Raw genomic sequence first — 21685 nt, 5'->3', positions numbered from 1 at the left:
CCTCGGCGGCATCGTCGTCAAGGCGGGTCTATCGAAGGCCGACCGTGCCTTTCTGCTCGGTGGCCTGCTCGAACTGGCGAGACTGGCGGCAGGCTCGCCGGAACATCGGCGGCTGCGCGATATCGGCAAAGAGGCGTTCAAGGCGCCTTCGCTCAATGGTGAGATCGCACAGGCTGAGGAGGAGGTGGTGGAATGGCATTGAAGGGGAAACTGCATCCGAGCCTGGTGCTCGTCCTCGTGCCGATCGCCGTCACCGCTATCACCGTCTATATCGTCGGCTGGCGATGGACCGGATTGGCCGCCGGCATGTCGGGCAAGACCGAATACTGGTTCCTGCGGGCAGCCCCGATGCCCGTGCTGCTGTTTGGACCGCTCACCGGCCTTTTGGCGGTTTGGACCTTGCCGATGCATCGCCGGCGGCCAATCGCCATGACAGGCCTGGTGTGCTTCTTGGCTATGGTGGGATTCTATGGTCTCAGAGAATATGGACGGCTCGCTCCCTTCGTCGAACGTGGTGTCGTCACCTGGAACTATGCCCTTTCCTATCTCGACATGATCGTCGTCATCGGCGCTTTGTGCGGCTTTATGGCGGTGGCGGTCTCGGCCCGGATCTCCACCGTCGTTCCCGAACAAGTCAAACGGGCGCGACGTGCGACTTTCGGCGATGCCGACTGGCTATCGATGTCGGCAGCGGGAAAGCTCTTTCCGGCTGATGGCGAGATCGTCGTCGGCGAGCGCTATCGTGTCGACAAGGATATCGTCCATGAGCTGCCCTTCGATCCGAACGACGGTTCGACCTGGGGGCAAGGCGGCAAGGCCCCACTTCTCACCTATAGCCAAGATTTCGATTCCACCCATATGCTCTTCTTTGCCGGATCGGGAGGATACAAGACCACCAGCAACGTCGTGCCGACGGCGCTGCGCTATACCGGACCCCTGATCTGTCTCGACCCGTCGACCGAGGTCGCACCGATGGTCGCCGAACATCGCACTCGCGTGCTGAAGCGCGAGGTCATGGTGCTCGATCCGACCAACCCGGTCATGGGCTTCAACGTGCTCGACGGGATCGAGACGTCGATCAGACAAGAGGAGGACATCGTCGGTGTCGCCCATATGCTGCTGTCGGAGAGCGTTCGTTTCGAAAGCTCGACCGGCTCCTACTTCCAGAGCCAGGCGCACAATCTTCTGACCGGACTGCTCGCCCACGTCATGCTGTCGCCCGAATATGCCGGTCGACGAAACCTGCGCAGCCTGCGCCAGATCGTGTCCGAGCCAGAACCGTCGGTGCTCGCCATGCTGCGCGACATTCAGGAGAATTCAGGCTCGGCCTTTATCCGCGAAACCTTGGGCGTATTCACCAACATGACCGAGCAGACCTTCTCGGGCGTGTATTCGACAGCGTCCAAGGATACGCAATGGCTTTCGCTCGACAGCTATGCGGCGCTGGTCTGCGGCAATGCGTTCAGGTCCAGCGATATCGTCAGCGGCAAGAAGGATATTTTCCTCAATATCCCCGCGTCGATCCTGCGCTCCTATCCGGGCATCGGCCGGGTGATCATCGGCGCGTTAATCAATGCCATGATTCAGGCTGACGGCAGTTTCAATCGTCGGGCGCTCTTCATGCTCGACGAGGTGGACCTGCTTGGTTACATGCGCGTCCTGGAAGAGGCGCGGGATCGCGGCCGCAAGTACGGGGTCAGCATGATGCTGATGTATCAGTCGGTCGGGCAGTTGGAGCGGCATTTCGGGAGAGACGGCGCGACGTCATGGATCGACGGCTGCGCCTTTGCGTCCTATGCCGCTATCAAAGCGCTCGACACGGCGCGCAACGTGTCGGCACAGTGCGGCGAAATGACGGTGGAGGTGAAAGGAAGCTCTCGCAACATCGGCTGGGACACGAAGAACAGCGCATCGCGTAAGTCGGAGAACGTCAATTTCCAGCGGCGGCCACTGATCATGCCGCATGAAATCACCCAGTCGATGCGCAAGGACGAACAGATCATTATCGTGCAGGGGCACAGCCCGATCCGCTGCGGTCGCGCGATCTACTTTCGGCGAAAGGACATGAATGCAGCGGCTAACGCCAATCGGTTCGTCAGAGCCACCCCATGATGCTCAGCCTGCTCTGCGCGGTCGTATTCCGCCTCGCTCACTTCGAGGTCAGTCGCATTCCGCAACGGCATATCGACATGAGCACCGCAAGCATCCGACGTCGTGAATATTTTGCCAGTTTCGGAATGAGATACTATCTTATTCGCGTGAGTCAGCTATTCAAAGAATCCGTGCTGAATGCAGTGCAAGGCGAGACCCGCCTTTCCCTCAAGACCACGACCAAGAAAGGATCCTAATGGAGATCGTGCTTACCTTTGCCATTCTGCTGGCAATTGCGATCGTGCTTTATTTGTTTGTGTCGCGGCAGGGAAAGCATCTTCCGTGGCAGGTCAGGTCCCTTATCGTCAACGCGCTGGTTTGCTTGACTGCCGGGCTTTGGTGCGCGGTCTACGGGCCGGACGTATGGGTGCTGATCCAGGCTGGGGCACTTATTGTTCTGGGAACAATTACCAGTATTCTCTCTTCGTCGAAAAACTGATTTAGCGACGGCGGGCTGCAGCAGGTACATTACGCAGTGATAGACGGCAGCCTGTCAGGCACCTCCGGTGACGGCGATAACGTTCAAACGGATCTTCTGCGCCCGGCGGCGTAATCCAGTCGGTCAGCAATGCATAGCCGAGAGCGAATGCGACGAAGCCGAGGCTCGTAAGCGGAAATGCCCAGAACGGCCAGGCTGTCGCTATGTTTCTCGACCTTCTGCGAGCGAAACGAGCGCGAGGGTACAAGACGGTGCCGCGGAGGCGGCAGCATCAACTCATTTGATCGCCGGTCGAAGCGTAGCTTCGGGTTCCTCGCGCCGGTCGACCCGGCGTGAAGAACCAGATGCTTCTGCGGAAGCGCCTCCCTCACTGAGGGGGCGCGCGGTCGTCTGCGCCCTCCTGTACAGCGATTGCCGCCTTCAGCGCGGCGCGGGCTTGTTCCAGCTCCACGGCGATCTGGTGGCGCTCGGTGGGGTCGCAGTGGCCCAGTTCGGCGCGTAGTTCCTCGACTTGCATTTCGAGTTCGTTCGTCATCGTCATCTCCTCGATAGTGTGAAAGATGGCGCCGGGGGTCGTGAGGATCGCGCCGGGTCAAGGATCGCGCAGCGACCGCCGGAGGCGGCGAGCGGAGGAACCGATTTTCTGACGGCGTCCTTCAGGGCGTCGGCTGAAAATTGGAGGTGCCGCGGTAGTCCTTGAGGCGGCACGATGCTCACGGCAGACTTGGCGTTCTGAGCAGACAAGGTTTGGTCTCGTTTGGCACCAAAAGGAATGATCGCGGGCTCGATGCCCGCGATCATTCCCACAATCGTTCCAGCCGCCTGGCCTCATACGCCGAAGTCGGCCCCGATCGCTCGGGGCCGCTTGCTTGCCGTTCAGTTCGGGTTGTTCCAGAGGATCACCTTCTTGCTCGGATCGCCGCCGGGCGCCTGGGCGAGATTGCCGAAGATCACGCCTATCTCAGGAGCCTCCAGCTTGACCGAGAGGTATTCCTCGCCAGTCTGGCGGGCGATGCGGTTCCAGCCGGCGCCGATCTCGAAGCCGGTCTTGCGGTGGATGACCCGGTAGTCGGGGGCTTCCTCGCTTGCCTTGTTGGCGTTCGGGACGATGGCGATCGGGGCGTTGACCCGGATGGTGGCGAAGACGCCTTCGAAGATGCCGTCCTTCTGCGTCAGTGTTGCGATCGTGGTGGCCATGGTACTTGCTCCTTCGGTTGATCGGGACCATTCCCGATGGCGCACGAAGAGACGGCCGACTGCTGCGGTCAGCTCGGGCAAAATTTTTGGGAAATTCTATTTTCCGCCAGAAGCAAACAACTGAAATCGAATTTCGCAAAATTTTGCCTGAGTCTTACCCCTTCAGGGGTTGGCCGCAAAAGCAGGCGGTCGTCTATACGAGCGACATAAAACGGGAATGGTTCGGGGCAACTGAAGGGCGCGATAATCCATGGCTGCCCAGACCAGCGCTGTAGGATATTGGCCACGCACCCTGAGCCAGTCGCCGCCAGCCGGGTCAACGTCCTGCCCTCGCCCTGTCGCAGCAGCTGGGCGCGATGAGCACGCCTCCGCTGAGATCACACCTTTGCGTGTCCGCGAGGTCGGCACAGTGACCGCATCGCCGCCTGCGGACCGTGCGGCAATATCGGATGACGCCGTTCGCACGGAGGATCGGATACGGCCTTCAGCAACTCGCGTTCCAGCGTCCCGCCGTCTGAGCGGTCGGCATCCGCAGATACACCGCTATCGGCAAGCGGGCCCTCCGAGCAATCGGGGCCAGCTTCGGCGGCTCAACCAAACCCGCGAGGATCACAAGGCGACAGGATCCGAGCAAGTCACGAACGGAACGCCGTAAAGCGCGACATGCTGATCTTGCGAAACAAAACAAAATGCGCTTCCTCCGCCACCGCCTGCGCCATGAGCAGATGATCAAAGGGATCCGGTGAGGAAGCGGAAGAGCAGCGAGAGCGACAAGATGCGCATCGGAGATATCAAGCCGATCGAAACCCTGCTCCGGTAAGATCGCAAGAATCTCGTCTAAATCGGCACCAAGCTTGGAGCTTGCCGATCCGCAGCTTCACGGTGATTTCCCACAGGGAGAAAGCGCTGACGAGGGCGTCGTTTCTCAGGATCGCCGATAGGGCCACGCGCATGGTTCCCCAGCTTCCCGTCGTCGTTCAGCCACCACAACAAGGCATGCGTATCGAGGAGTAACCTCACGCCTCGTCTTCCATTGACGACAGAACATCTGCCGGCAGGCTGCCGAAGTCATCGGCAACGTTGATCTTCCCGCGCAACGCGCCGGGCTTGCGAACAACAATGTCCTTTGATGGCGGCCCGATTTCCGCGACAACCTTGTGATGGGAGGTGAGGACGAACCGCTGGCCATCCTCGACCTGCTTTAGGAAGGACGTCAGATTGCCGCGAAACTCCCGCACACCGACATGGCGAAGAGAAGATGTCTGTTGGCGGGACCGAGGCATGGCGAGGCTCCGTTTGAGCGGGAAATGTGTACACAATTCCTCCAAAATGCAAGAGGCTCCTCGGCAAGGTGAGAATGGCGCTTATGCGCCATCTGCTTTGAGTTCCCAGACATTGATGCCGAGTCGGCGGGCCTTGTCGCGAAGGTTGTCGGTGATGCCGGAGCCGGGGAAGACGATCACGCCCGATGGCATAACCGCCAGCATCTCATCGTTGCGCCGGAATGGGGCGGCTTTGGCGTGCTTGTTCCAGTCGGGTTTGAAGGCGATCTGGGTGACCTTGCGGGCCTCGGCCCAGCAGGCGGCGATGCGTTCGGCACCTTTCGGCGAGCCGCCGTGCAGCAGGATCATATCCGCGTGCTTGGCATGGGCCTTGTCGAGCGCGGCCCAGATCCGATCGTGATCATTGTAGTCCATGCCGCCGCCGAAGGCGATCTTGGTGCCAGCCGGGATCAGCACCTCGGTCTCGGCGCGCCGGCGGGCGGACAGGAAGTCTCTGGAGTCGATCATCGCCGCCGTCATATTGGCGTGGCTGACCTTCGAGCCGGTGCGCGGCCGCCACGCCGATCCGGTCTGCGCCTCGAAGAGGTCGGCGGCGTAGTCGCGCATGAACTCGAAGGCGTTGCGGCGTTCGAGGAGCGTGATGCCTTCTATGACATGGCGCTCAAGCTCGACACTCTTGACTTCCGACCCGTCCTGCTCGCGCTGGCCGGTGCGCTGCGCATCCTCATTGCGCTGAAGTTCACGCTGGATGCGCTCGCCGGCGCGATGGAAGAGATTGACCGTCGACCAGAGCAGGTCTTCGAGATCGGGCTCCAGCCGCGTGTCACCGAGCATTTCGAACATCGCGGAGAACATCGCGGTCAGCGCCGACTGGACCATTGGCTCCTCGGGCAGCGGACGGGGATCCGGCTCGTCCTGGAAGGGTCGGTAGCCAAAGACTTGCATCTCGTAGATGAAGCGGTCCGTCGGGGAGGACGCGCGGTGCGGCTCGAAGGCGTCATCGAGGGACAAGGTCAGGTTCATGATGGTCACCGTCGGTTTGGGCCGCGCCTCTCGCGGCCTGACGGCGATCCCCGTACAGGCAGCGGGCGGGCCGGAACCGCGAGCGCAGCGAAGCGGCCCAGCGCAGCGCCGGGCGGTTGAGGAAGGGTTTCTTGGCCCGCGAGGAGCGCCGGCTTGCCGGCGCGGGGAAGAAACCTGACCGATCCGCTGAAGGCCCGACAGCTGCCTGGTAAGGGGCGCCTCTCGGCAGGCCCGCAGGCGCGCCTGACCAGGAGGGAGACCGGCAGGGACCGGCCCTGCCAGCCACGCCGCGCCCGTACCAGTCTTCTGCTCCGCGGCCGCATCACGCGGGAAGAAGGGCCCAGGCGTCTTCCGGTGCGAGTTGGCCCCGAAGATTTGCGATGAGCCGATCAGGTCCAAGCCGGCGTAGATCTTCGTTGAAGTCGCCGAGTTCCGGGGTGAGCACAAGCGGCAGAATGCCGAGCGCCTGCGCCCGGCGGCTCAGTCCCTCGATGCCATGCCGGCCGGCGGCATCCGCGTCGGCGGCAACGTAGAGGCGCAAGCATCCGGCCGGTGGCCGGAAGGCGGCAAGATGATTGGCCGTCAGCGCCGAGACGACAGGCATACCGGGCATTACATGCGAGAGCGACAACATGCTTTCGAGGCCCTCGCCCGCCGCCATGACAGGCACGAGCCCATCGACAGGAAAGCGGAAGCGCACGGCGTTGCCGAGTAGCCCGCCCAGCGCACGGCGGGGATCGTCGACCCTTGCCTTGCCGTCGCCATCAGGGTCGAGCCAGGTGCGATGCACGCCGGTGATCTCGCCGGCCTGATCGGTCACGGCTGCGATCAGCGCCGGATAGCGGCTCGTCTTGCTGCTGGCGAGATCACGATAGTAGCAGGACGGATGGAAGCGGAGCGCGGGATGCAAAGATGCGCACCGGATGCCGCGCTGACGCAGATAGCTGTCGGCGAGCGTGCCGGAGAGCGGCTCCGTCGTACGGAACAGGCGTCTTGCACGGTCCGCAGCCGGTCTTTCGGCGGGCTGGCTGTCGAGGGTATCGTCCCTGCGAAACGACACCGGTCTGGGCTGCGGCTCGTTCAGAAAACGCCGCGCCTCATCGGCAACGTCGCGGAAATCGACCAGGCCGCAAGATTCGCGCACGAGATCAAGGAGGTCGCCATATTGGCTGGTCGCCGCGTCCGTCCATCTGCCCTTGCGAGGTCCGGAGAGATGGACGTAGAGCGACCTGCCCTTGTTGTTGGCGACGTCGCCAACGATCCAGTAATTACCGGCCCGGCGGCCGGCGGAGAGGTAGTGACGGCAGACCGCCTCGGCGTCGCACGCCAGACGATCTGCCAACTGCGAGGCGGACAACATGACGGTCAGCTCCGCCCCGCGACGTCGACGATGCGATGCCGTTCAATCAGGCGCGACAGCACCGCCTGCCCATCATCCGAGGCCGGGATGAAGAACCGGACTTTCCAGGCGATCATTTCGGAGAACAGGCCGATGGATCTCAGCCTGTCACGCATACCATCGGTGAAACCGGCGAGCTCGATGCGATAGTCGTTCATCACCCGGACGCGCCGCAGCGTCATGTTGCCGGCGAGTGCCACAATCGAGGAACCGGCGCGCAGCGATTGCCACACCTCAGCAGGGCTGACGACCTCCGTCTGGTCGAGCCCGAAATTCCGGCAAAGCCGGGAGAGCCATTCCGAAGAGATCAGACGGCCGACGACCCGCTCCCCCTCGTCGGTCTCAAGCCGGTACACGCGGCAATAGTCCTGCGGCAGCAGTTTCCAGATCGGCAATAGGAGGCCCGAGACCACATGCATGGTCGAGAGGGAAAACTCCGGGAGAGCGGCGACTTCGGCATTCCAAGCGGCGGAAAAGCGCTGCTCGTCCGCTTGCTCCCAGTTGGTTTCTTCGAGCTGGCGCAGCTCGAAACGAATTTCGTCCATCGGCCGGACGAGCGCGACGCGCGGCTGGACGGAGCCATCGTCGAGCATGATCGAACGGGTCGGAACCTGAACCGCGGGACGGCCGGACTTGCCGTTGACCATCAGCATGGCGTGGGGATCGCACGCGGCAAGGCTCAACGCGTCGGCGAGCTGCATCGGCTGGTTGCGATCCATGCGCTCGATGGTTAACAGGTGCGACTGCGCTCCGGTGACCGGATGGGTATAGACCAGCCGTCGGTTCTTCACCGTCATGCGGTCCGCCGTCAGGGTCTCAAGCCCCTTATCGTAGACGCCGGCTGCAATCGCCCCTTCGATGCGCGCCGCCAGCAATTGCTCGAAGGCGCCAAACAGCAGGTTCTGCATGGCGATGGTGAGCGCCAGCATGCGGTTCAAGAAGATGTGGATCGGCGGCAGCTCGTCCTTGAGCCCGCCTTCCTCTGATGTCAGCGACAGACCGGTAATCGCCTCGAATTTCTCCCGCGAGCAGCCGGCGAGGCCGCCGCCGTGGATCAGCTTGTAGAACTGCCGCAGCGCATCGCGGGCATATTGCGATTCGAGATTGTCCTCAGAGCGGAACATCCCCTGCCCACCTGTCTGGCGCTGCCCGCGGGTGATGGCGCCGAGCGTGTCGAGACGCCGGGCAATCGTCGACAGGAAGCGTCGTTCCGCCTTGACGTTAGTGGCGATCATCCGGAATTTCGGAGGCTGTGCTTGGTTGGTGCGATGGCTGCGCCCGAGGCCCTGGATGGCGACGTCGGCCCGCCAGCCGGCTTCGAGGAGGTTGTGAAGACGCAGGCGCTGGTTCTTCGCGCCGAGATCGGCGTGGTAGGACCGTCCTGTGCCGCCGGCTTCGGAGAAGATCAGGATCGGCTTCTCATCGTCCATGAAGGCGCGGGTCTCGTCGAGATTGGCACTCCCTGGACGGCTTTCGACGGCAAAGCGATCGATCGTGTCGCCGCCGTCGCGGCGGACAATACGGCGAGTGCGGCCGGTGATTTCGGCAACGCGATCCGTGCCGAATGACTGAACGATCTGGTCGAGGGCGGTCGGGATCGCCGGCAGGCTGCCGAGCCGTTCGAGCAACGCGTCCCGGCGGGCAACTGCTTCCCGGCATAGGACGGCGTTGCCGTCGGCGTCGTAAACCGGCCGCGACAGGAGATTACCTTCGGCGTCGGAATATTCCTCGAAGAGCTGTGTCGGGAAGGAATGGTTGAGATATTCGGCAACGATCTCGCGCGGCGTGACGTCGACCTGGATATCACCCCACTCTTCGGTCGGTATTTCCGCGAGGCGGCGCTCGGTCAGGGATTGCCCGGTCGAGATGATCTGGACGATCGCCGCATGCCCCTCCTCCACGTCCCTGGTCGTCGCGTCGATCAGTGCCGGCGTCTTCATGCTGGTGAGCAAGTGATTGAAGAAACGCTGCTTCGAATTCTCGAAGGCGGAGCGGGCCGCGGCTTTGGCATTTTTGTTGCGCGTGGTGCTGTTGCTGACGATGCCCGAGGCTTCAAGTGCCGCATCGAGATTGTTGTGAATGACCTGGAAGGCTTCGGCGTAGGAATCGTAGATGCGGACCTGTTCTTCGGTCAGCCCGTGCTCGAGAATGTCGTACTCCACTCCCTCGAAGGACAGGGACCGGGAGGCGTAGAGTCCCATCGCCTTGAGGTCGCGGGCCAGCACCTCCATCGTCGCGACGCCGCCATCCTCGATCGCTGCGATGAACTCCGATCTGGTCGCAAAAGGGAAGTCAGTGCTGCCCCAAAGACCGAGGCGTTCGGCATAGGCGAGCGACTCCACTTCGGAGGCGCCGGTTGCCGAGACATAGATAACGCGGGCATCGGGAAGAGCACGCTGAAGCCGAAGGCCAGCGCGGCCTTGCTGCGAGGCGGACCTTTCGCCGCGCTCGGACTTTCCGCCGGCGGCGTTGGCCATCGAGTGGCCCTCGTCAAAGATGATCACCCCATCGAAACCTTTTGCGTTCCCTGTCGCGGCTTCGCCGCTGACCGCCTCTTGACCAAGCCAGTCGACGATCTGCTGGACACGCGAGCGCTTGCCCTCACGCTCGTCGGTGCGCAGCGTGGCGAAGGTGACGAAGAGGATGCCCTCATCGAGTTTGATCGGCTTGCCCTGGCGGAAGCGTGAGAGCGGCGTGACTAGCAGCTTTTCCTGGCCGAGCGCACTCCAGTCGCGCTGAGCATCCTCGATCAAGGTCTCGGATTTGGAGATCCAGAGATGACGGCGACGGCCCTTGAGCCAGTTGTCGAGAATGATTCCGGCAGCCTGACGGCCTTTGCCCGCACCCGTGCCATCGCCGAGAAACCAACCGCGGCGAAAGCGGACAGCGCCCTCGTCCTCCGGCTTGACGGCTTTCAGATTGTCGAAACTGGCGTCGACGGACCAGTGACCGGCGAGATAGCCGCAATGGGCCTCGCCGGCATAGATCACGCTTTCAAGCTGGGCGTCGGAAAGGTCGCCGCTGGTGACAACGCGTTTCGGCAGATGCGGCCGATAGGTCGGCTTGGGCGGCGCGACGGACGCCATGGCGGCGGATTCAACCAGCTTGTCCGGATGCGGTCTTGCGCAGGGAATGTGGATCGCCTGCAGCCGATACGGCTCGTAGATGCTGTCGGCGAGCTCGGCGCAGGTCATCTCTGCCGCATCGCGCAGTTCGTAGGAGAGCGCGACCACCTCATCATCGACGCGCGCGGGCGACGGGGATAGGAGACGCGGCGCGTGAGCAGCGGGCAAGGCATGTGCCACTGGTGCGACTGGATCGGCCACGGCCGCGGAACGCAGGGTGCCCGCGGCCTTTCGGGCGACCATCTTCGCCGTGCAGGCGCGAGGCATGCCGTTGGAAAGAGCGTCGATAGAGTTCGACGCGGTCGACGGCGAGCGGGGCGGCAGGCCCGAGATCCATGAAAGCAAGGTTTCCAGATCGGGGGCGACACCGTGCGGCGCGACCAGGCTCGACGGATCCGTAGCGACGATCTTGTCGATCACCGTCAGTCGCGTTTCCATCGTCGTGCCGTGCCGGGCATAGGCAGAACCATCGATCGCCGCGCTGAACAGAACCGTGCCGCGGTCCTGTAGGCGGACGAAGGCGTCGCGCCATTTGAGATTGTCGGGAGAGAGACTTGAGCCGGTGATCGCAACCAGCCGGCCGCCGGGGGCAAGCCGCGCGAAGGCGGAGGCGAGATGACGCCATGCGGCCTCAGTCATGCGGCCTTCGACATGAACGCCGGCGGAAAACGGCGGGTTCATCAAGACGACCGTCGGGCGGATCGAACGATCGAGATAGTCATCGACGTGGGCGGCATCATGCTGTGACACGGTCGATCCGGAGAAGAGCTGCTGCAGAAGGCCATGGCGGACCGGCGCATATTCGTTGAGAGAAAGGCGCGCATGCGCGAGTTCGGCGAAGATCGCCATCAGGCCGGTCCCGGCGGAGGGTTCGAGCACGGTATCGTCCGCCATGATGCCGGCGGCGCGGGCCGCGACATAAGCCAGTGGCATCGGCGTTGAAAATTGCTGGAGTTGCTGGCTTTCCTCCGAGCGCCGTGTGTGGGTGGGGACCAAGCCCGCCACCTTGGTCAGCATCGCCAGCGTCGCCTGCGGCGCGTTTGCGCGGGCGGTGATTGCCGCGCCGAACTTGCGCAGAAACAGGACCTGCGCCACCTCGGTCGCCTCGTAGGCGTCCTTCCATGACCAGAAGCCTTCTGCGTCCGAGCCGCCGAAGATGTTCATCAGAATGGTGCGGAGATCGGCTGCGCCGATGGGCTGGCCATGTTCGAGAGACGGCAGAAGCGCGTGACCGGAGCGGAAGAGTTTGCCTGCTCGGCTGGTGCTATCGGCGGGAGCGAGCGAGGCGGTGGTGGCGTTTGCGACGCGGGAAGGAACGATGTTCATGGGAAACCCTGTCGAGAGCGGAAAAGGACAGGCCCGCCCGGACGCTCTCCAAGCCCAGGCAGACAGCCCTTTCCCGGCCCCTCTCTCCCTCTGGAACGACCAAGGCCGCGGGCGCCTGGCCTTCAGCCGGACGCGAGCTTCAGGTTTCCGAATGCCGCAACGCCGGCGACCGATACCTCATGCAGGACGGCATTGCCGCCGGCTGCGATCCAATCGACCACCTCCTCCACCGACAGCTCATGGACATGGACGCCATGTCGCTCGGCCGCGCTGCGCTGGCGCTCGAAGGCGTCGCGCTCCTCGAAGGCGTAGAGCGTATCGCCCGGACCGTCCCAATAGACGACGGCGAAGCAGACGGGCCGAACGATCTGCGAACGGAAATTGAGGAACACCGGCGCGACCGGTGCGACCGGCGCAGATGCTGGGCGCGGGTAGTCGAGTGCAGGCATGGTCACGATGCTCTCCTGAAAACGTCAAAAGGCCCGGCGCTCCATTCGGAGCACCGGGCCTGGTTAGAAAAGGTTGGAAGGAAGATTGGGGGGCGTCAGCGCCGGCCGGAGACCGCACCTTCGATAAAGACCTCGTCGCGGTTGGCTTCGAGAAGCTTCAGGATGCGGCCGTCAACAGTGACGCATTCGTTGATCCAGTTGCGATCGAGCTTGCCGTGCCGCCCGAACCGTTCTGAGGGCACATAGACGATCGTGAAATGCGGATGCTCGCTGCCATCCGGCGCGACATGGACATAGGGACCTTCAACCCCGATCACCGTTCCGCCCGTGCCGTACGACGGGCGGATCACCATGCCGGGGTGAATGAGCGCCGCGACATCCGGCGCGCCGCTCGGCGTCGAACGATAGCGGCCAGGGTCGGGCGCCCCGAGCTCCGCCGCGTAGAGGGAGTGAGCGAGATATCGCCGCTGTTCGCCGGCCGGGGTTTACGCCTGATCTGCATTGCCAGCCTCCTTCTTGTCGGTCGCACTGATGTTTGTGCATGGCAGGAACTCCACGGCGGGCCGCCGGAAGCCTCTCCTCCGACCCGAACCTGCCGCCCCTCTGCCAGCCAAACTCCTCCTCTGCGCCACATCGCTCCACCGCCCGGTACTGACGGAACTCCACTGCGCAGGTTCCTCGACACCATCCATTTTACTAACGAATTTGCGATAGTAAAACGGATGGTGGGCGTGTAACTTCGATAAAGAAACGGAGAGAACAGAGGTGCGAAAGGTTACGATCGGTGACCGGGTGGTCGAGGAATCCTCGCCTGAATTGCGGGAGTTTCTGCCGCAGGCCTACGAGCAGCGGCTTCGCCCGATGTGCATGTGCAAAGAGCCGCCGGCGCCGATGTACATCGCACGGGTCGAAGACCAGTATCTCATCAAGCGGATGCCGCTGTCGGGACGCGATCACGATCCTTCATGCCCTTCCTACGAGCCACCTTACGAGCTTTCCGGCCTTGGCCCGTTGATCGGAAATGCGATCCAGATCGATGCCAGTGGCAAGGCCGACCTGAAGCTGGATTTTTCGCTGACGAAGCGCGGGCCTCGCGCAGCACCCAGCGCGCTGGCTCAACCGTCAGAACACGGGATCCGGAGCGAGCCAAGGAAATTGTCGCTGCGGGCGATGCTGCATTATCTCTGGGAAGCAGGCGAACTGACGGAATGGCGTTCAACCTGGACAGGCAGGCGCGGCTGGGGCCGAGTGCGAGCAAGCCTTCTCAATGCCGCCGCGCAGATGACGGCAAGAGGCACCATCCTGGGCGAAATGCTCTTCGTGCCGGAAGTGTTTCATCCCGAAGACAAGGATGGTATCGCCGCCCGCCGTGCAGTTGCACTCAAGGGAGTGCAGGCGACGGACGCTGGTCCACGCAAGCTGATGATGATCGTGGCAGAAGTGAAGGAGTTTTCCGCTGCTCGCGAGGGGCAGAGGATCGTCGTGCGGCACATGCCCTTTCCGCTGATGATCGAGGAGAGCGCATGGCGGCGGCTCGTCGCACGCTATGAGCTCGAACTCGAACTGTGGCGCTCGAACGAGACCTTCCATCTGATCGTCATCGCCACCTTCGGCGTCTCGGCCGCCGGCATTGCGGCGGCCGAAGAGGTCGCCTTGATGGTAGTCAACGAGAACTGGCTGCCGTTCGAGGACATTCACGAGCTTCGGCTTCTGGAGAAGCTGGGCCACCTCAAGCGCAAGAGCGTCAAGGGGTTGCGTTTCAATCTGTCACGGGATGCGCCGATCGTGTCGGTGACGTTACCGGAACAGAAACCCGCCCCCGTCGCCATGTTCATCGTGCCGGCAAGCGCCGGAGCGGAATATGAGCAGGCGCTGGCTGACATGATCGAGGCGAGGCCGGAGATCACGCCCTGGGTCTGGCGGGTGGCGGAGGGTGAAATCCCACGCCTGCCGTGATCCACAAAACACATATCTGGAGGGCGTTGACAGACCGCGCCGAATAATAGCACCTCGACGGTTCGAAGCTTCATCTGTCCAACGGAACCCCATGAAACCTGCGAAAAAACCGTTCGTCGTGGAGATCAAGAACCCGCATCGCCTGTCCCGGGGCAAGAATTCGATCTGGGAAAAGATCGACTTCAAAGCAGCGGGAGAGCAGGTCACCGCCGAACAGATGGCCGAAGGGGGTGATGACGCAACACCTCTGCCGCGCTGAAATGGTGGCGGAGAAGAACGCCGCCGACATCAGCGCTTGATCGCATCGTACACCAGCTTCGGAACCACCCATCCATTCAGGTAGAAATATCGCTTGGCCCTGAGGCGGGCGATATAAGCGTCCTGCTCTGCATATGAGCCAAGCCGGTTGAAGTGGGTTCGGGAATAATCGATCATTCCGTCCCCTTCGCTGAATTCGAGCTTGCCTGCTGCGGCCAGCTCCTCAATGTGGGACCGGAGCGTTTTGACGACGCCGTCGAAGCGGTATTGCCGGTCGAGTGCGGTCTGCAGTCGCCCCGATTGCATTGGTGAAAGTGAAATTGTGTTGAACAAGGACATAGGTAACGCCTTTCCTCATGAGCCGACTTGGCATGAAGGCGGATTGAAGCTCGATGTGTTTCGCGCGACGACGTCCTGTCGATGGCGCCTGACGGCCACCATAACGTCTTCAAGGAACTCATCCGGTTCGCCTTCTCGGAAGGCGCCATCCTCGGACCAGGAGAGGGTCTCGACGAACGCCGGCGCGAAATCGAAATCGAAGGTGAAACCTTCTTCCTCAAGGTCTTCTGAAACGTCGTCATGGACGTCGAGTGCGAAGGGCACGATCTCGCGAACATGGGAACGCATCGCCTGCCATCCGGCAGCATCCCAGACTTCGGACATGCGGACGATATTGTCGGGGACCGGCCGCCCATCCTGATGCAGCCCGCGAAAATAAAGCATCGCCTCCCAGATGCAGAGAGCCGTCTCGATCTCTTTCACCGTGAACGGATCGCCTGCAGCGCCACCGGTCAAAGCGCCATCGGCTTCTGGCGAGGCAGCCGACGCCGCAGCAGGTGGGAGGGCGTTATCCTGAATCCTGAAACGGGCGAGAATATCCTCGCTTGTGGCATGATGAATGGCCTTGGCGGTGATCAGCGAAACGCTGGCGCCGAAGCTCTCCGGACGTTGCGAGGGGTGATTCATCCATTGTATCACCGTGACCTCGCACAGATCCGCTGATCGCGCGACGATGCCCTGAACCACGAACGGCCACGGGAACTGGCTGAGGTCGATGTCGATCATCGCGTCGTCCTCGACCGTGTTGCCGCCTGCCGGCAAAAGAGAGAGGACACGGTCGGCGATGAATATGTTGAGCGGATCCTCGGCATATTGCGATGAGGCGCGAAAGGCAGTGATCAGCTCGCTGCGCGGCACACGGATCGGGTTGGTCGGTCCGAAATCCGTGAACAGGACAAGACCCTCTTCGGTTTCGCTGCACTCGAGCACATTGGTGAGGAGCAGCATTTCGAGCGGGCTGATGTCGGCCAGCGGAATGGGCGGACGACTATAGATTCTGGTTTCGAGCGGGGTCATGATGTTTCCTTTCCGTAAACAGGGAAAACCCGGCGCGATGGCCGGGCGATGAAAGGGATGGATGAGGGTATGCAGGGGATTGGCGCGATCAGGCGGCGCTTTCGAGCAGCCTCTTTGCCTTGCCTTCGAGTTCGAGCCGCGTGTCCTGATGCGACTTCCCCCGCGCCAAAGCGGTGATACCCTGCACAAAATCGAAAACTGACTCGGGCGGTCTCCCCTCTTCGGACAGAACCGTCTCGATAACCTTGCCGGTTTCGGTCTTCGAGAAGCCGCGCTTGCGCAGGAACTCCGAGCGATCGTCTTCGGTGCGGGCGACGATGCGCTCACGCGCGGCGCGGATGCCGGCAATGAACGGCGCTGGCGAGGAATTGGCGAAATTCGTCAACGCCGGGGCAGCTTCTTGGGCGAAACGGTGGGCCGCGAATTTCGAGTGCCGGATGGTAATCTCCTCGAAGTTTTCGGTGCCCCAAAGGTTGCGATTGGCACAAACGGCCCTCAGGTAAAAACTTGCAATTCCGAGCGTTTTTGAACCCACTTCTGAGTTCCAGGCGTAGAAGCCACGGAAATACAAATCAGGTTCGCCGTTCGGCAATCGCCCGGCTTCGATGGGGTGTGTGTCATCGCAAAGAAAGACGAAGACGTCGCGATCGCTGGCGTACAGCGTCGTCGTATTCTTCGTGATGTCGACGAAGGGATTGTGGGTCATGATCGACCAGTCGAGCAAACCCGGGACTTTCCAGATCGTGTCGCCCGTCCCGTTTCCGGCAATATTCATGATGGCCGCAATCAAATCCCTGTCCCAGATGCGCCCGTATTCCGGACCGGTCACGGCGCGCAGTTCAAAGCGTCCGTCGTCCATCTCCAGCGTCTTGACCATTTCGGCATTGTGATTGAGCAAGCCATGCTGGAGATTGATCGCGGCCAAAGGCGCGGGCAGTTGGCGCATGTAGCTCGCAGGCGCGCCGACGAGGCTGCAAAGCTGGCCATAGCTCCAGTGGGTCGGGGCCAATGGCTCGCGCCCGCCGGGAACGATCAGGGACAGGCGTTCGGCATTGTCACGGGTCGCTTCGACGCGGATATCCGCGGTCTCGACCGTACGGACGCGAGCGCGATCCGTTCTGGCGCTGACGGCATGGTGAAGATCGGAAAGCGACAGATAGCGTTCGTCGTCTGGACGCGAAAACCATTCTGACGAAACGCGGCCGATGCGTTCGCCGCGGGATATATCGACCTTGAATCCAGATGATGTCGGTCGCGGATTGGAAATCATGGTGTTCATGATGAAGTCTCCTGAAACGAAGGAGCCCGGCTGACCGCTCCTGCGACAACCGGGCTGGTGAAATGGACGATGAATTGCGATCGCAAGACCCGACTGACGGGGCGATGCGGTCAGTACAGGTGAGCGCGCCGCCCGAGGACGACGCAGGGCAATTGGTCAATCGATCGCCTGAAAGATCTCCGAGGCTTCGGGGTGGTCAGCCGAATAGGCGTAAAGGCGGCCGTAGCCTTCCGAGAGATGCTCGGATTGGTGCTGAAAGGAGAGATGCGAGAAGGCAAACAGCGTGGCGATAATCCCGACAGCTTCCGCCGAGACTTCCCCCTGAAACCCGGTGATCTCGCCGGTGATCCTGAAACGCGATTTGGACCTCGGAGCAAGAAACAGCGGCTTGCCCTCGTGTTCGTAGAAATCCCAGAACCCGCCGCCATAGTCGAGGGGGCTGAGCCGCTCCATGAGGCTGTAGACCGCGTTCTCGCCAATCATCAGCAGCGAGCGCCCGAACAGGGTAGGCAGGAATTCCAGACGGCGCTCATCAGGAACGATGGACGCAGTTTGGGGTGTGACTTCGGATATCGACATCGATCTTTCTCCAGAGAGGCAACAGGATTCTGGCCGGGCGCCCCTCTCTCCACGGACCGGCCTCGCCCCTCTACTCGGCCCCACTCTTCCCTTCCGGCTGGCCGCAGCCGCCCCATGCCGGCGCGCGCAAGAGGAAAGATGCAGACGTCCGGCCACTGCTTGAGAACGGGGAGAAGCCCGCCACAACGGCCGGGCTGGGTTGAATGGAAAGTGAGGTTCTGGATTGACGGCGGGCCGCGCCCAAAAAGTCAGAGCGGTCTGACATGCTATAATCTGGGTGAAAGTGACTGTACGCCGCTCGGATTGCTGCCATCGGAGATGATGACGGTCCCGATCACGGCTGCATGTCCCGGGACAGATCTCCTTCCGCATTGAGTATGGGTTTCGCCATAGTCGATCCCTTCTTTGGATTTTGGAGGTGCAGCCAACGGAGCGGCCTTTTGCGCCGCGCCCGAGTTTGGACGGGAGATCCAACGCCTCTTCCAATCGACCTGTTGGCGGTCTATATTCTGGTCAAAGGAGACGCGGATCATGAAACTGTCGGAACAGGTCAAGCCCATGAGCTATCTCAAGGCGCATGCGCCCGAGATCATTCGCACGCTCGGTGATAACCGCCAGCCGGTGGTCATCACAGTTCATGGAGAGGCGAAAGCCGTCCTTCAGGATGTGGCGCAATATGAAGAGACGCAGGAAACGCTGGCGCTCCTGAAGGTGCTGGCGCTTACCGGCAAGCAGGTGGAAGAAGGAAGGGTCCTTCCAGCCGCGGAAGCGTTCGCACGTATTCGCAAACGCATATCGGCTGAGCCATCCTGATGTCCTATCGGGTTCTCTTTGCCGAGGACGCGGAACGGGATATCGAGGACCTTTACCGCTTCATCGCCGGGCGCGACGGTGCCGAAACGGCTGACCGCATTCTGGGCGAAATCGAAACGGCCTGCCTCGGCCTGGATGCGTTTCCCGAGCGGGGAAACATTCCGAAGGAACTGATCACGGTCGGCATCTCAGACTATCGCGAGCTGCATCACAAGCCATGGCGGGTGATCTACCGCATCATGGGCAAAGATGTGGTTGTCTACTGCGTTGCCGATGGCCGTCGCGATATGCAGTCCTTTCTGGAGCGGCGGCTTTTCAGATGATGGTGGACGGCTATCCCAATTCGAACCCCAGAAGCCCGGCGCGGTGGGCCGGGCTTTCGTGAGTGTGCGTTTTGGAGCGATTACTCGGCGGCTTCGAGATGTTTGCCGTCGCCATCGATCGTGCCGGTTGCCTCGTCTGCGGCTTCCTCGTCCTCCGTCAGGAAGGCTGGCAGATCGATGTCGGCAGCGTCAGTGGTATCGTCCTGGACAACAGCGTCCGGCACCACCGCATCGACCTCTCCGTCCTCGGGGATCCGATCGACCGGGAGCCGCAGCACTTCGGGGAGCCAGCCGCTGCCTTCCAGCAGCCGGGCGGCTTCCCGCGCCATGTCGGGCTTCTTCAGATGATCGATCAGTTGCACCGACTGTTCGCCCTTCGCCTCGCGGACCGCCTGCAGGATATGCGCCTTGGTCACGCGACCGAGATAGTTGTCGACCGTAGGCGTCCAGCCGGCTGCGACCATGCCGAAGCCGAGCGAGCGGGCAAGCTGCCTTGCGTGGGCGTTTTCCTTGGCACGCCGGTTCCATGCCTGCACGGTTGTGTTCACCGACAGCGAGACGCAATGGGCAAAGAGAGCCATGCGGCTATCTTGGTCGAGCGCGGTCAGATAGTTCCAGACCTCGTCGGCGTTGCCGGGAAGATCATAGCCCCAGGATTCCTGCCGCTGTTCGATCTCCTTTGCCCAGACCGTATCGCCGAGCCCCTGTGTCTGGCTGAACGCGGTGTGCTGGAGCGTGATCTCCAGGCACGAGTCAGTCCCGTATCTGTAGAAGATTTTCAGGACCGCGGCATGCAGGGCGGCGATGAAGGCCATCACAGGATCGTTCGCCAACGCATTGCGCAGGGCGACGGTGCGGGCCGCCGTCAGATCCTCGATGACGCGATCGGAAAGCGGACGAACCTTGCCGTCGTCTTCCTCCGGCTCTTCGACGCCGACAGGCTTGCCGTTGACCGAGATGCCACCATTCGCGGAAGTGGCAGGAGTGTCAGTCTCGCTTCGAGCATCACCGGTGCTGTCATCGCCATCACCGCTTTCCGGCTCGGCGACCGGTTCGTCCTCGGGCCGGACGAACCCGCGTTCAATCTTTGGCTCACCGTTGGCGGCAAGTGAGATGAATGCGCCGCCGCGGGCGACTTCTGCCGGATCGAAGATATAGGGCCGATCGTTCAGCGTGTCCAGCTCGTTGCCGAGTTCGTCAAGCCGGGCCTCAGTCTCATCGGACTGCTCATCCGCCTCTGCATATTCCGCGTCGAGCCTGTCGTATTCGGCCTGAAGGGCATCATGCCGGGCAAGCTCTTCGTCGGTGAATTCCGCCCGTTCGCCGTAAACGCGGCGAAGACCGGAGGTGTGGCCATAGGGGAAGTCAAATGCGGCCTCGATCCACTTCCAGCCCTCTTCGGCCTTCAGCGCTTCCGCCTCAGTGGTCAACTTTTCGAGCACGAGCTGTTCGAGCAGCGCCGGATCCTGCAGCCACCCGCCATTGTCCTGCTCGAATAGATCACGCATCACCACACCGCCGGCTGCCTCATAGACCTCGATGCCGACATAGACGGTGCGACGATCGGAGGCGCGGACCGCGGTCTCGGTCAGCATCCGGCGGATATAATAGGCATCCTGATTGTGCGACCGCGAGATCATGTCCCAGACCTGTTCCTGCCGAACATGATCATTGGTAATGGAGAACGCCATCACCTGTCCGAGCTTCATCTCGTCATTGGCATAGAGTTCGAGGAGGCGTGGTGAGACCGACGCCAGCCGCAGGCGCTGCTTCACCGTTGCGACCGACATATGGAAGCGGGCGGCGATGTCCTCCTCGTCGAGGCCCTGTTCACGCAACGTCATGATGGCTCGGAACTCGTCCAGCGGGTGCAGATCGACACGCTTGACGTTCTCGGCGAGCGAATCCTCGACTTCGAGGGTGTCGCCCTTGCTGACGATGCAGGGAATGGCCGCGGTTTTCGACAGCTTCTTCTGGCTGACTAGCAGCTCCAGCGCGCGATAGCGACGGCCGCCAGCCGGGATGCGATAGATGCCGGTCTCGTTGCCGTCGCCATCGACTTCGGCGCGGACGTTGAGGCTGGTCATCAGCCCGCGATGGGCGATGTCTTCCGCAAGCTCCTCGATCGAGACGCCCGCCTTGGTCTTGCGCACGTTCTGCTGGCTGAGAACGAGCTTGTCGAAGGGGATGTCACGCCCGGTATTGAGCGTGATTTTCTGGATGGCCTTTGCCATTTTTTTTCTCCGTGGCGGATTGGCCGGAGCCTCTCTCCGACAACCTCAACCCGCCATGAACGCTTCTTCCCCCCTCTCCCTCCAACCTCATCCGCCGCCATCACCGCTTCCCGCCAGCATCCGGGCCATCGCCGGCTGCGGAAAGAGGCCTGTTCAGCCAGGCGGCCATCTGCTTTCGCATGACGTCGAACGGCCCGCAGATCTCCGTCAAAGGCGCGCCCCCCGTTACAAAGCCGTCCTCACGGAACGGCTCCGCGAAATGGCTTATCACATGGCGACGGAGAGCACCGCCGACCAGGCACGCTTCGACGAACGGCAATGTGTTATATGCCGTCGTCGAATTGATGTGGCAGCCCAAGTGTTCGCCAGAGAGACTAATATCGCCTCAAGATATTGTATCGTGGGATTGGTTGCAGGGGCCTGAGCGCACTGAGACCAGCAAATTTTCAAGCCATAACCGGCTGAGAGGAAATGAGTTCCGCTTTGCGCCCTCAT

At 62.0% G+C, this 21685-nt stretch carries 21 protein-coding genes and 1 pseudogene; 8 read left to right on the top strand and 14 right to left on the bottom strand.

The genetic code is table 11. The features are described from left to right. From GR212_RS34765 to GR212_RS34750, 4 genes are all read left to right on the top strand, one after another. Positions 1-202 (top strand): conjugal transfer protein TraD (locus GR212_RS34765; RefSeq protein WP_163994232.1); only part of this gene is annotated, 202 nt, incomplete at its 5' end. After that, on the top strand, positions 193-2112 hold the full coding sequence (gene traG / locus GR212_RS34760; protein ID WP_163994229.1) for a Ti-type conjugative transfer system protein TraG: 1920 nt from the start codon (positions 193-195) through the stop codon (positions 2110-2112). The genes GR212_RS34765 and traG, both read left to right, overlap by 10 nt. Then, the gene (locus GR212_RS34755; protein WP_163994227.1) at positions 2109-2348 is read left to right on the top strand and encodes a hypothetical protein; all 240 of its coding nucleotides are present in this window, start codon (positions 2109-2111) and stop codon (positions 2346-2348) included. Before traG ends, GR212_RS34755 begins: the two co-directional genes overlap by 4 nt. Continuing rightward, the gene (locus tag GR212_RS34750; RefSeq protein WP_163994225.1) at positions 2348-2590 is read left to right on the top strand and encodes a hypothetical protein; all 243 of its coding nucleotides are present in this window, start codon (positions 2348-2350) and stop codon (positions 2588-2590) included. The genes GR212_RS34755 and GR212_RS34750 overlap by 1 nt, the downstream gene beginning before the upstream one ends. 367 nt (positions 2591-2957) lie before the next feature. Here GR212_RS34750 and GR212_RS37005 read toward each other — a convergent pair whose 3' ends face one another. From GR212_RS37005 to GR212_RS34710, 9 genes and pseudogenes are all read right to left on the bottom strand, one after another. After that, positions 2958-3125 carry a hypothetical protein gene (locus tag GR212_RS37005; protein WP_204326890.1) on the bottom strand — a complete coding sequence of 56 codons (168 nt, stop codon included), beginning with the start codon at positions 3123-3125 and terminating at the stop codon, positions 2958-2960. 341 nt (positions 3126-3466) lie between these two features. After that, positions 3467-3787 carry a DUF736 domain-containing protein gene (locus GR212_RS34745; protein WP_163994223.1) on the bottom strand — a complete coding sequence of 107 codons (321 nt, stop codon included), beginning with the start codon at positions 3785-3787 and terminating at the stop codon, positions 3467-3469. Positions 3788-4396: 609 nt separating this feature from the next. After that, positions 4397-4807 (bottom strand): annotated as a pseudogene (locus GR212_RS37415) (type II toxin-antitoxin system VapC family toxin). Then, entirely contained in the window at positions 4804-5070 is a 267-nt protein-coding gene (locus GR212_RS34735) for a type II toxin-antitoxin system Phd/YefM family antitoxin (protein ID WP_163994221.1), read from the bottom strand. The pseudogene GR212_RS37415 and the gene GR212_RS34735 overlap by 4 nt, the downstream one beginning before the upstream one ends. A gap of 81 nt (positions 5071-5151) precedes the next feature. After that, positions 5152-6093, bottom strand: a complete 942-nt coding sequence (locus GR212_RS34730) for a DUF2493 domain-containing protein (RefSeq protein WP_163994219.1) — start codon at positions 6091-6093, stop codon at positions 5152-5154. Between the two features lie 322 nt (positions 6094-6415). Next, entirely contained in the window at positions 6416-7462 is a 1047-nt protein-coding gene (locus GR212_RS34725; RefSeq protein ID WP_163994235.1) for a DUF7146 domain-containing protein, read from the bottom strand. Beyond that, entirely contained in the window at positions 7459-11943 is a 4485-nt protein-coding gene (locus tag GR212_RS34720; protein WP_163994217.1) for a bifunctional class I SAM-dependent methyltransferase/DEAD/DEAH box helicase, read from the bottom strand. Before GR212_RS34720 ends, GR212_RS34725 begins: the two co-directional genes overlap by 4 nt. 122 nt (positions 11944-12065) lie before the next feature. Beyond that, positions 12066-12392 carry a hypothetical protein gene (locus GR212_RS34715; protein WP_204326892.1) on the bottom strand — a complete coding sequence of 109 codons (327 nt, stop codon included), beginning with the start codon at positions 12390-12392 and terminating at the stop codon, positions 12066-12068. A gap of 95 nt (positions 12393-12487) precedes the next feature. Beyond that, the gene (locus GR212_RS34710; RefSeq protein ID WP_163994213.1) at positions 12488-12709 is read right to left on the bottom strand and encodes a hypothetical protein; all 222 of its coding nucleotides are present in this window, start codon (positions 12707-12709) and stop codon (positions 12488-12490) included. Between the two features lie 448 nt (positions 12710-13157). Here GR212_RS34710 and GR212_RS34705 point away from each other — a divergent pair, with 448 nt between their 5' ends. Both GR212_RS34705 and GR212_RS34700 read left to right on the top strand, forming a co-directional pair. After that, complete coding sequence (locus GR212_RS34705) at positions 13158-14348, top strand: DUF1173 family protein (protein WP_163994211.1); 1191 nt, start codon at positions 13158-13160, stop codon at positions 14346-14348. A gap of 91 nt (positions 14349-14439) precedes the next feature. Continuing rightward, a complete protein-coding gene (locus GR212_RS34700; RefSeq protein ID WP_163994209.1) occupies positions 14440-14607 on the top strand; it encodes a hypothetical protein in 168 nt (55 codons plus the stop codon). 29 nt (positions 14608-14636) lie between these two features. Here the strand turns inward: GR212_RS34700 and GR212_RS34695 are convergent, their stop codons facing one another. From GR212_RS34695 to GR212_RS34680, 4 genes are all read right to left on the bottom strand, one after another. Then, complete coding sequence (locus tag GR212_RS34695) at positions 14637-14945, bottom strand: hypothetical protein (protein ID WP_246726203.1); 309 nt, start codon at positions 14943-14945, stop codon at positions 14637-14639. A gap of 15 nt (positions 14946-14960) precedes the next feature. After that, on the bottom strand, positions 14961-15962 hold the full coding sequence (locus GR212_RS34690) for a hypothetical protein (RefSeq protein WP_163994207.1): 1002 nt from the start codon (positions 15960-15962) through the stop codon (positions 14961-14963). Between the two features lie 88 nt (positions 15963-16050). Next, a complete protein-coding gene (locus GR212_RS34685) occupies positions 16051-17241 on the bottom strand; it encodes a DUF932 domain-containing protein (protein WP_163994205.1) in 1191 nt (396 codons plus the stop codon). A 156-nt stretch (positions 17242-17397) separates the two neighbouring features. Beyond that, entirely contained in the window at positions 17398-17820 is a 423-nt protein-coding gene (locus GR212_RS34680) for an antirestriction protein (RefSeq protein ID WP_163994203.1), read from the bottom strand. Between the two features lie 531 nt (positions 17821-18351). On the opposite strand from GR212_RS34680, the gene GR212_RS34675 reads away from it, so the two are divergent. Together GR212_RS34675 and GR212_RS34670 are read left to right on the top strand one after the other, a co-directional pair. Beyond that, entirely contained in the window at positions 18352-18633 is a 282-nt protein-coding gene (locus GR212_RS34675; protein ID WP_163994201.1) for a type II toxin-antitoxin system Phd/YefM family antitoxin, read from the top strand. Then, positions 18633-18956, top strand: a complete 324-nt coding sequence (locus GR212_RS34670) for a type II toxin-antitoxin system RelE/ParE family toxin (RefSeq protein WP_163994199.1) — start codon at positions 18633-18635, stop codon at positions 18954-18956. The genes GR212_RS34675 and GR212_RS34670 overlap by 1 nt, the downstream gene beginning before the upstream one ends. A gap of 80 nt (positions 18957-19036) precedes the next feature. Here the strand turns inward: GR212_RS34670 and GR212_RS34665 are convergent, their stop codons facing one another. After that, the gene (locus GR212_RS34665; RefSeq protein WP_163994197.1) at positions 19037-21190 is read right to left on the bottom strand and encodes a ParB/RepB/Spo0J family partition protein; all 2154 of its coding nucleotides are present in this window, start codon (positions 21188-21190) and stop codon (positions 19037-19039) included. Positions 21191-21685 lie beyond the last annotated feature (495 nt).

This window comes from Martinezella lusitana (assembly GCF_010668395.1).
Taxonomy (GTDB): domain Bacteria; phylum Pseudomonadota; class Alphaproteobacteria; order Rhizobiales; family Rhizobiaceae; genus Rhizobium; species Rhizobium lusitanum_A.
The sequence above is the reverse complement of the archived record's forward strand: the minus strand, read 5'-3'. Positions and strand labels throughout refer to the sequence as shown.

Bases quoted from the DNA above. Each gene is read 5' to 3' on its own strand.
- GR212_RS34700 (WP_163994209.1), top strand. From the start codon at position 14,440: ATGAAACCTGCGAAAAAACCGTTCGTCGTGGAGATCAAGAACCCGCAT.
- GR212_RS34690 (WP_163994207.1), bottom strand. From the start codon at position 15,962: ATGACCCCGCTCGAAACCAGAATCTATAGTCGTCCGCCCATTCCGCTG.
- GR212_RS34675 (WP_163994201.1), top strand. From the start codon at position 18,352: ATGAAACTGTCGGAACAGGTCAAGCCCATGAGCTATCTCAAGGCGCAT.
- GR212_RS37005 (WP_204326890.1), bottom strand. From the start codon at position 3,125: ATGACGAACGAACTCGAAATGCAAGTCGAGGAACTACGCGCCGAACTG.
- GR212_RS34665 (WP_163994197.1), bottom strand. From the start codon at position 21,190: ATGGCAAAGGCCATCCAGAAAATCACGCTCAATACCGGGCGTGACATC.
- GR212_RS34755 (WP_163994227.1), top strand. From the start codon at position 2,109: ATGATGCTCAGCCTGCTCTGCGCGGTCGTATTCCGCCTCGCTCACTTC.
- GR212_RS34685 (WP_163994205.1), bottom strand. From the start codon at position 17,241: ATGAACACCATGATTTCCAATCCGCGACCGACATCATCTGGATTCAAG.
- GR212_RS34670 (WP_163994199.1), top strand. From the start codon at position 18,633: ATGTCCTATCGGGTTCTCTTTGCCGAGGACGCGGAACGGGATATCGAG.
- GR212_RS34695 (WP_246726203.1), bottom strand. From the start codon at position 14,945: ATGTCCTTGTTCAACACAATTTCACTTTCACCAATGCAATCGGGGCGA.
- GR212_RS34735 (WP_163994221.1), bottom strand. From the start codon at position 5,070: ATGCCTCGGTCCCGCCAACAGACATCTTCTCTTCGCCATGTCGGTGTG.
- GR212_RS34750 (WP_163994225.1), top strand. From the start codon at position 2,348: ATGGAGATCGTGCTTACCTTTGCCATTCTGCTGGCAATTGCGATCGTG.
- traG (WP_163994229.1), top strand. From the start codon at position 193: ATGGCATTGAAGGGGAAACTGCATCCGAGCCTGGTGCTCGTCCTCGTG.
- GR212_RS34745 (WP_163994223.1), bottom strand. From the start codon at position 3,787: ATGGCCACCACGATCGCAACACTGACGCAGAAGGACGGCATCTTCGAA.
- GR212_RS34730 (WP_163994219.1), bottom strand. From the start codon at position 6,093: ATGAACCTGACCTTGTCCCTCGATGACGCCTTCGAGCCGCACCGCGCG.
- GR212_RS34720 (WP_163994217.1), bottom strand. From the start codon at position 11,943: ATGAACATCGTTCCTTCCCGCGTCGCAAACGCCACCACCGCCTCGCTC.
- GR212_RS34715 (WP_204326892.1), bottom strand. From the start codon at position 12,392: ATGCCTGCACTCGACTACCCGCGCCCAGCATCTGCGCCGGTCGCACCG.
- GR212_RS34680 (WP_163994203.1), bottom strand. From the start codon at position 17,820: ATGTCGATATCCGAAGTCACACCCCAAACTGCGTCCATCGTTCCTGAT.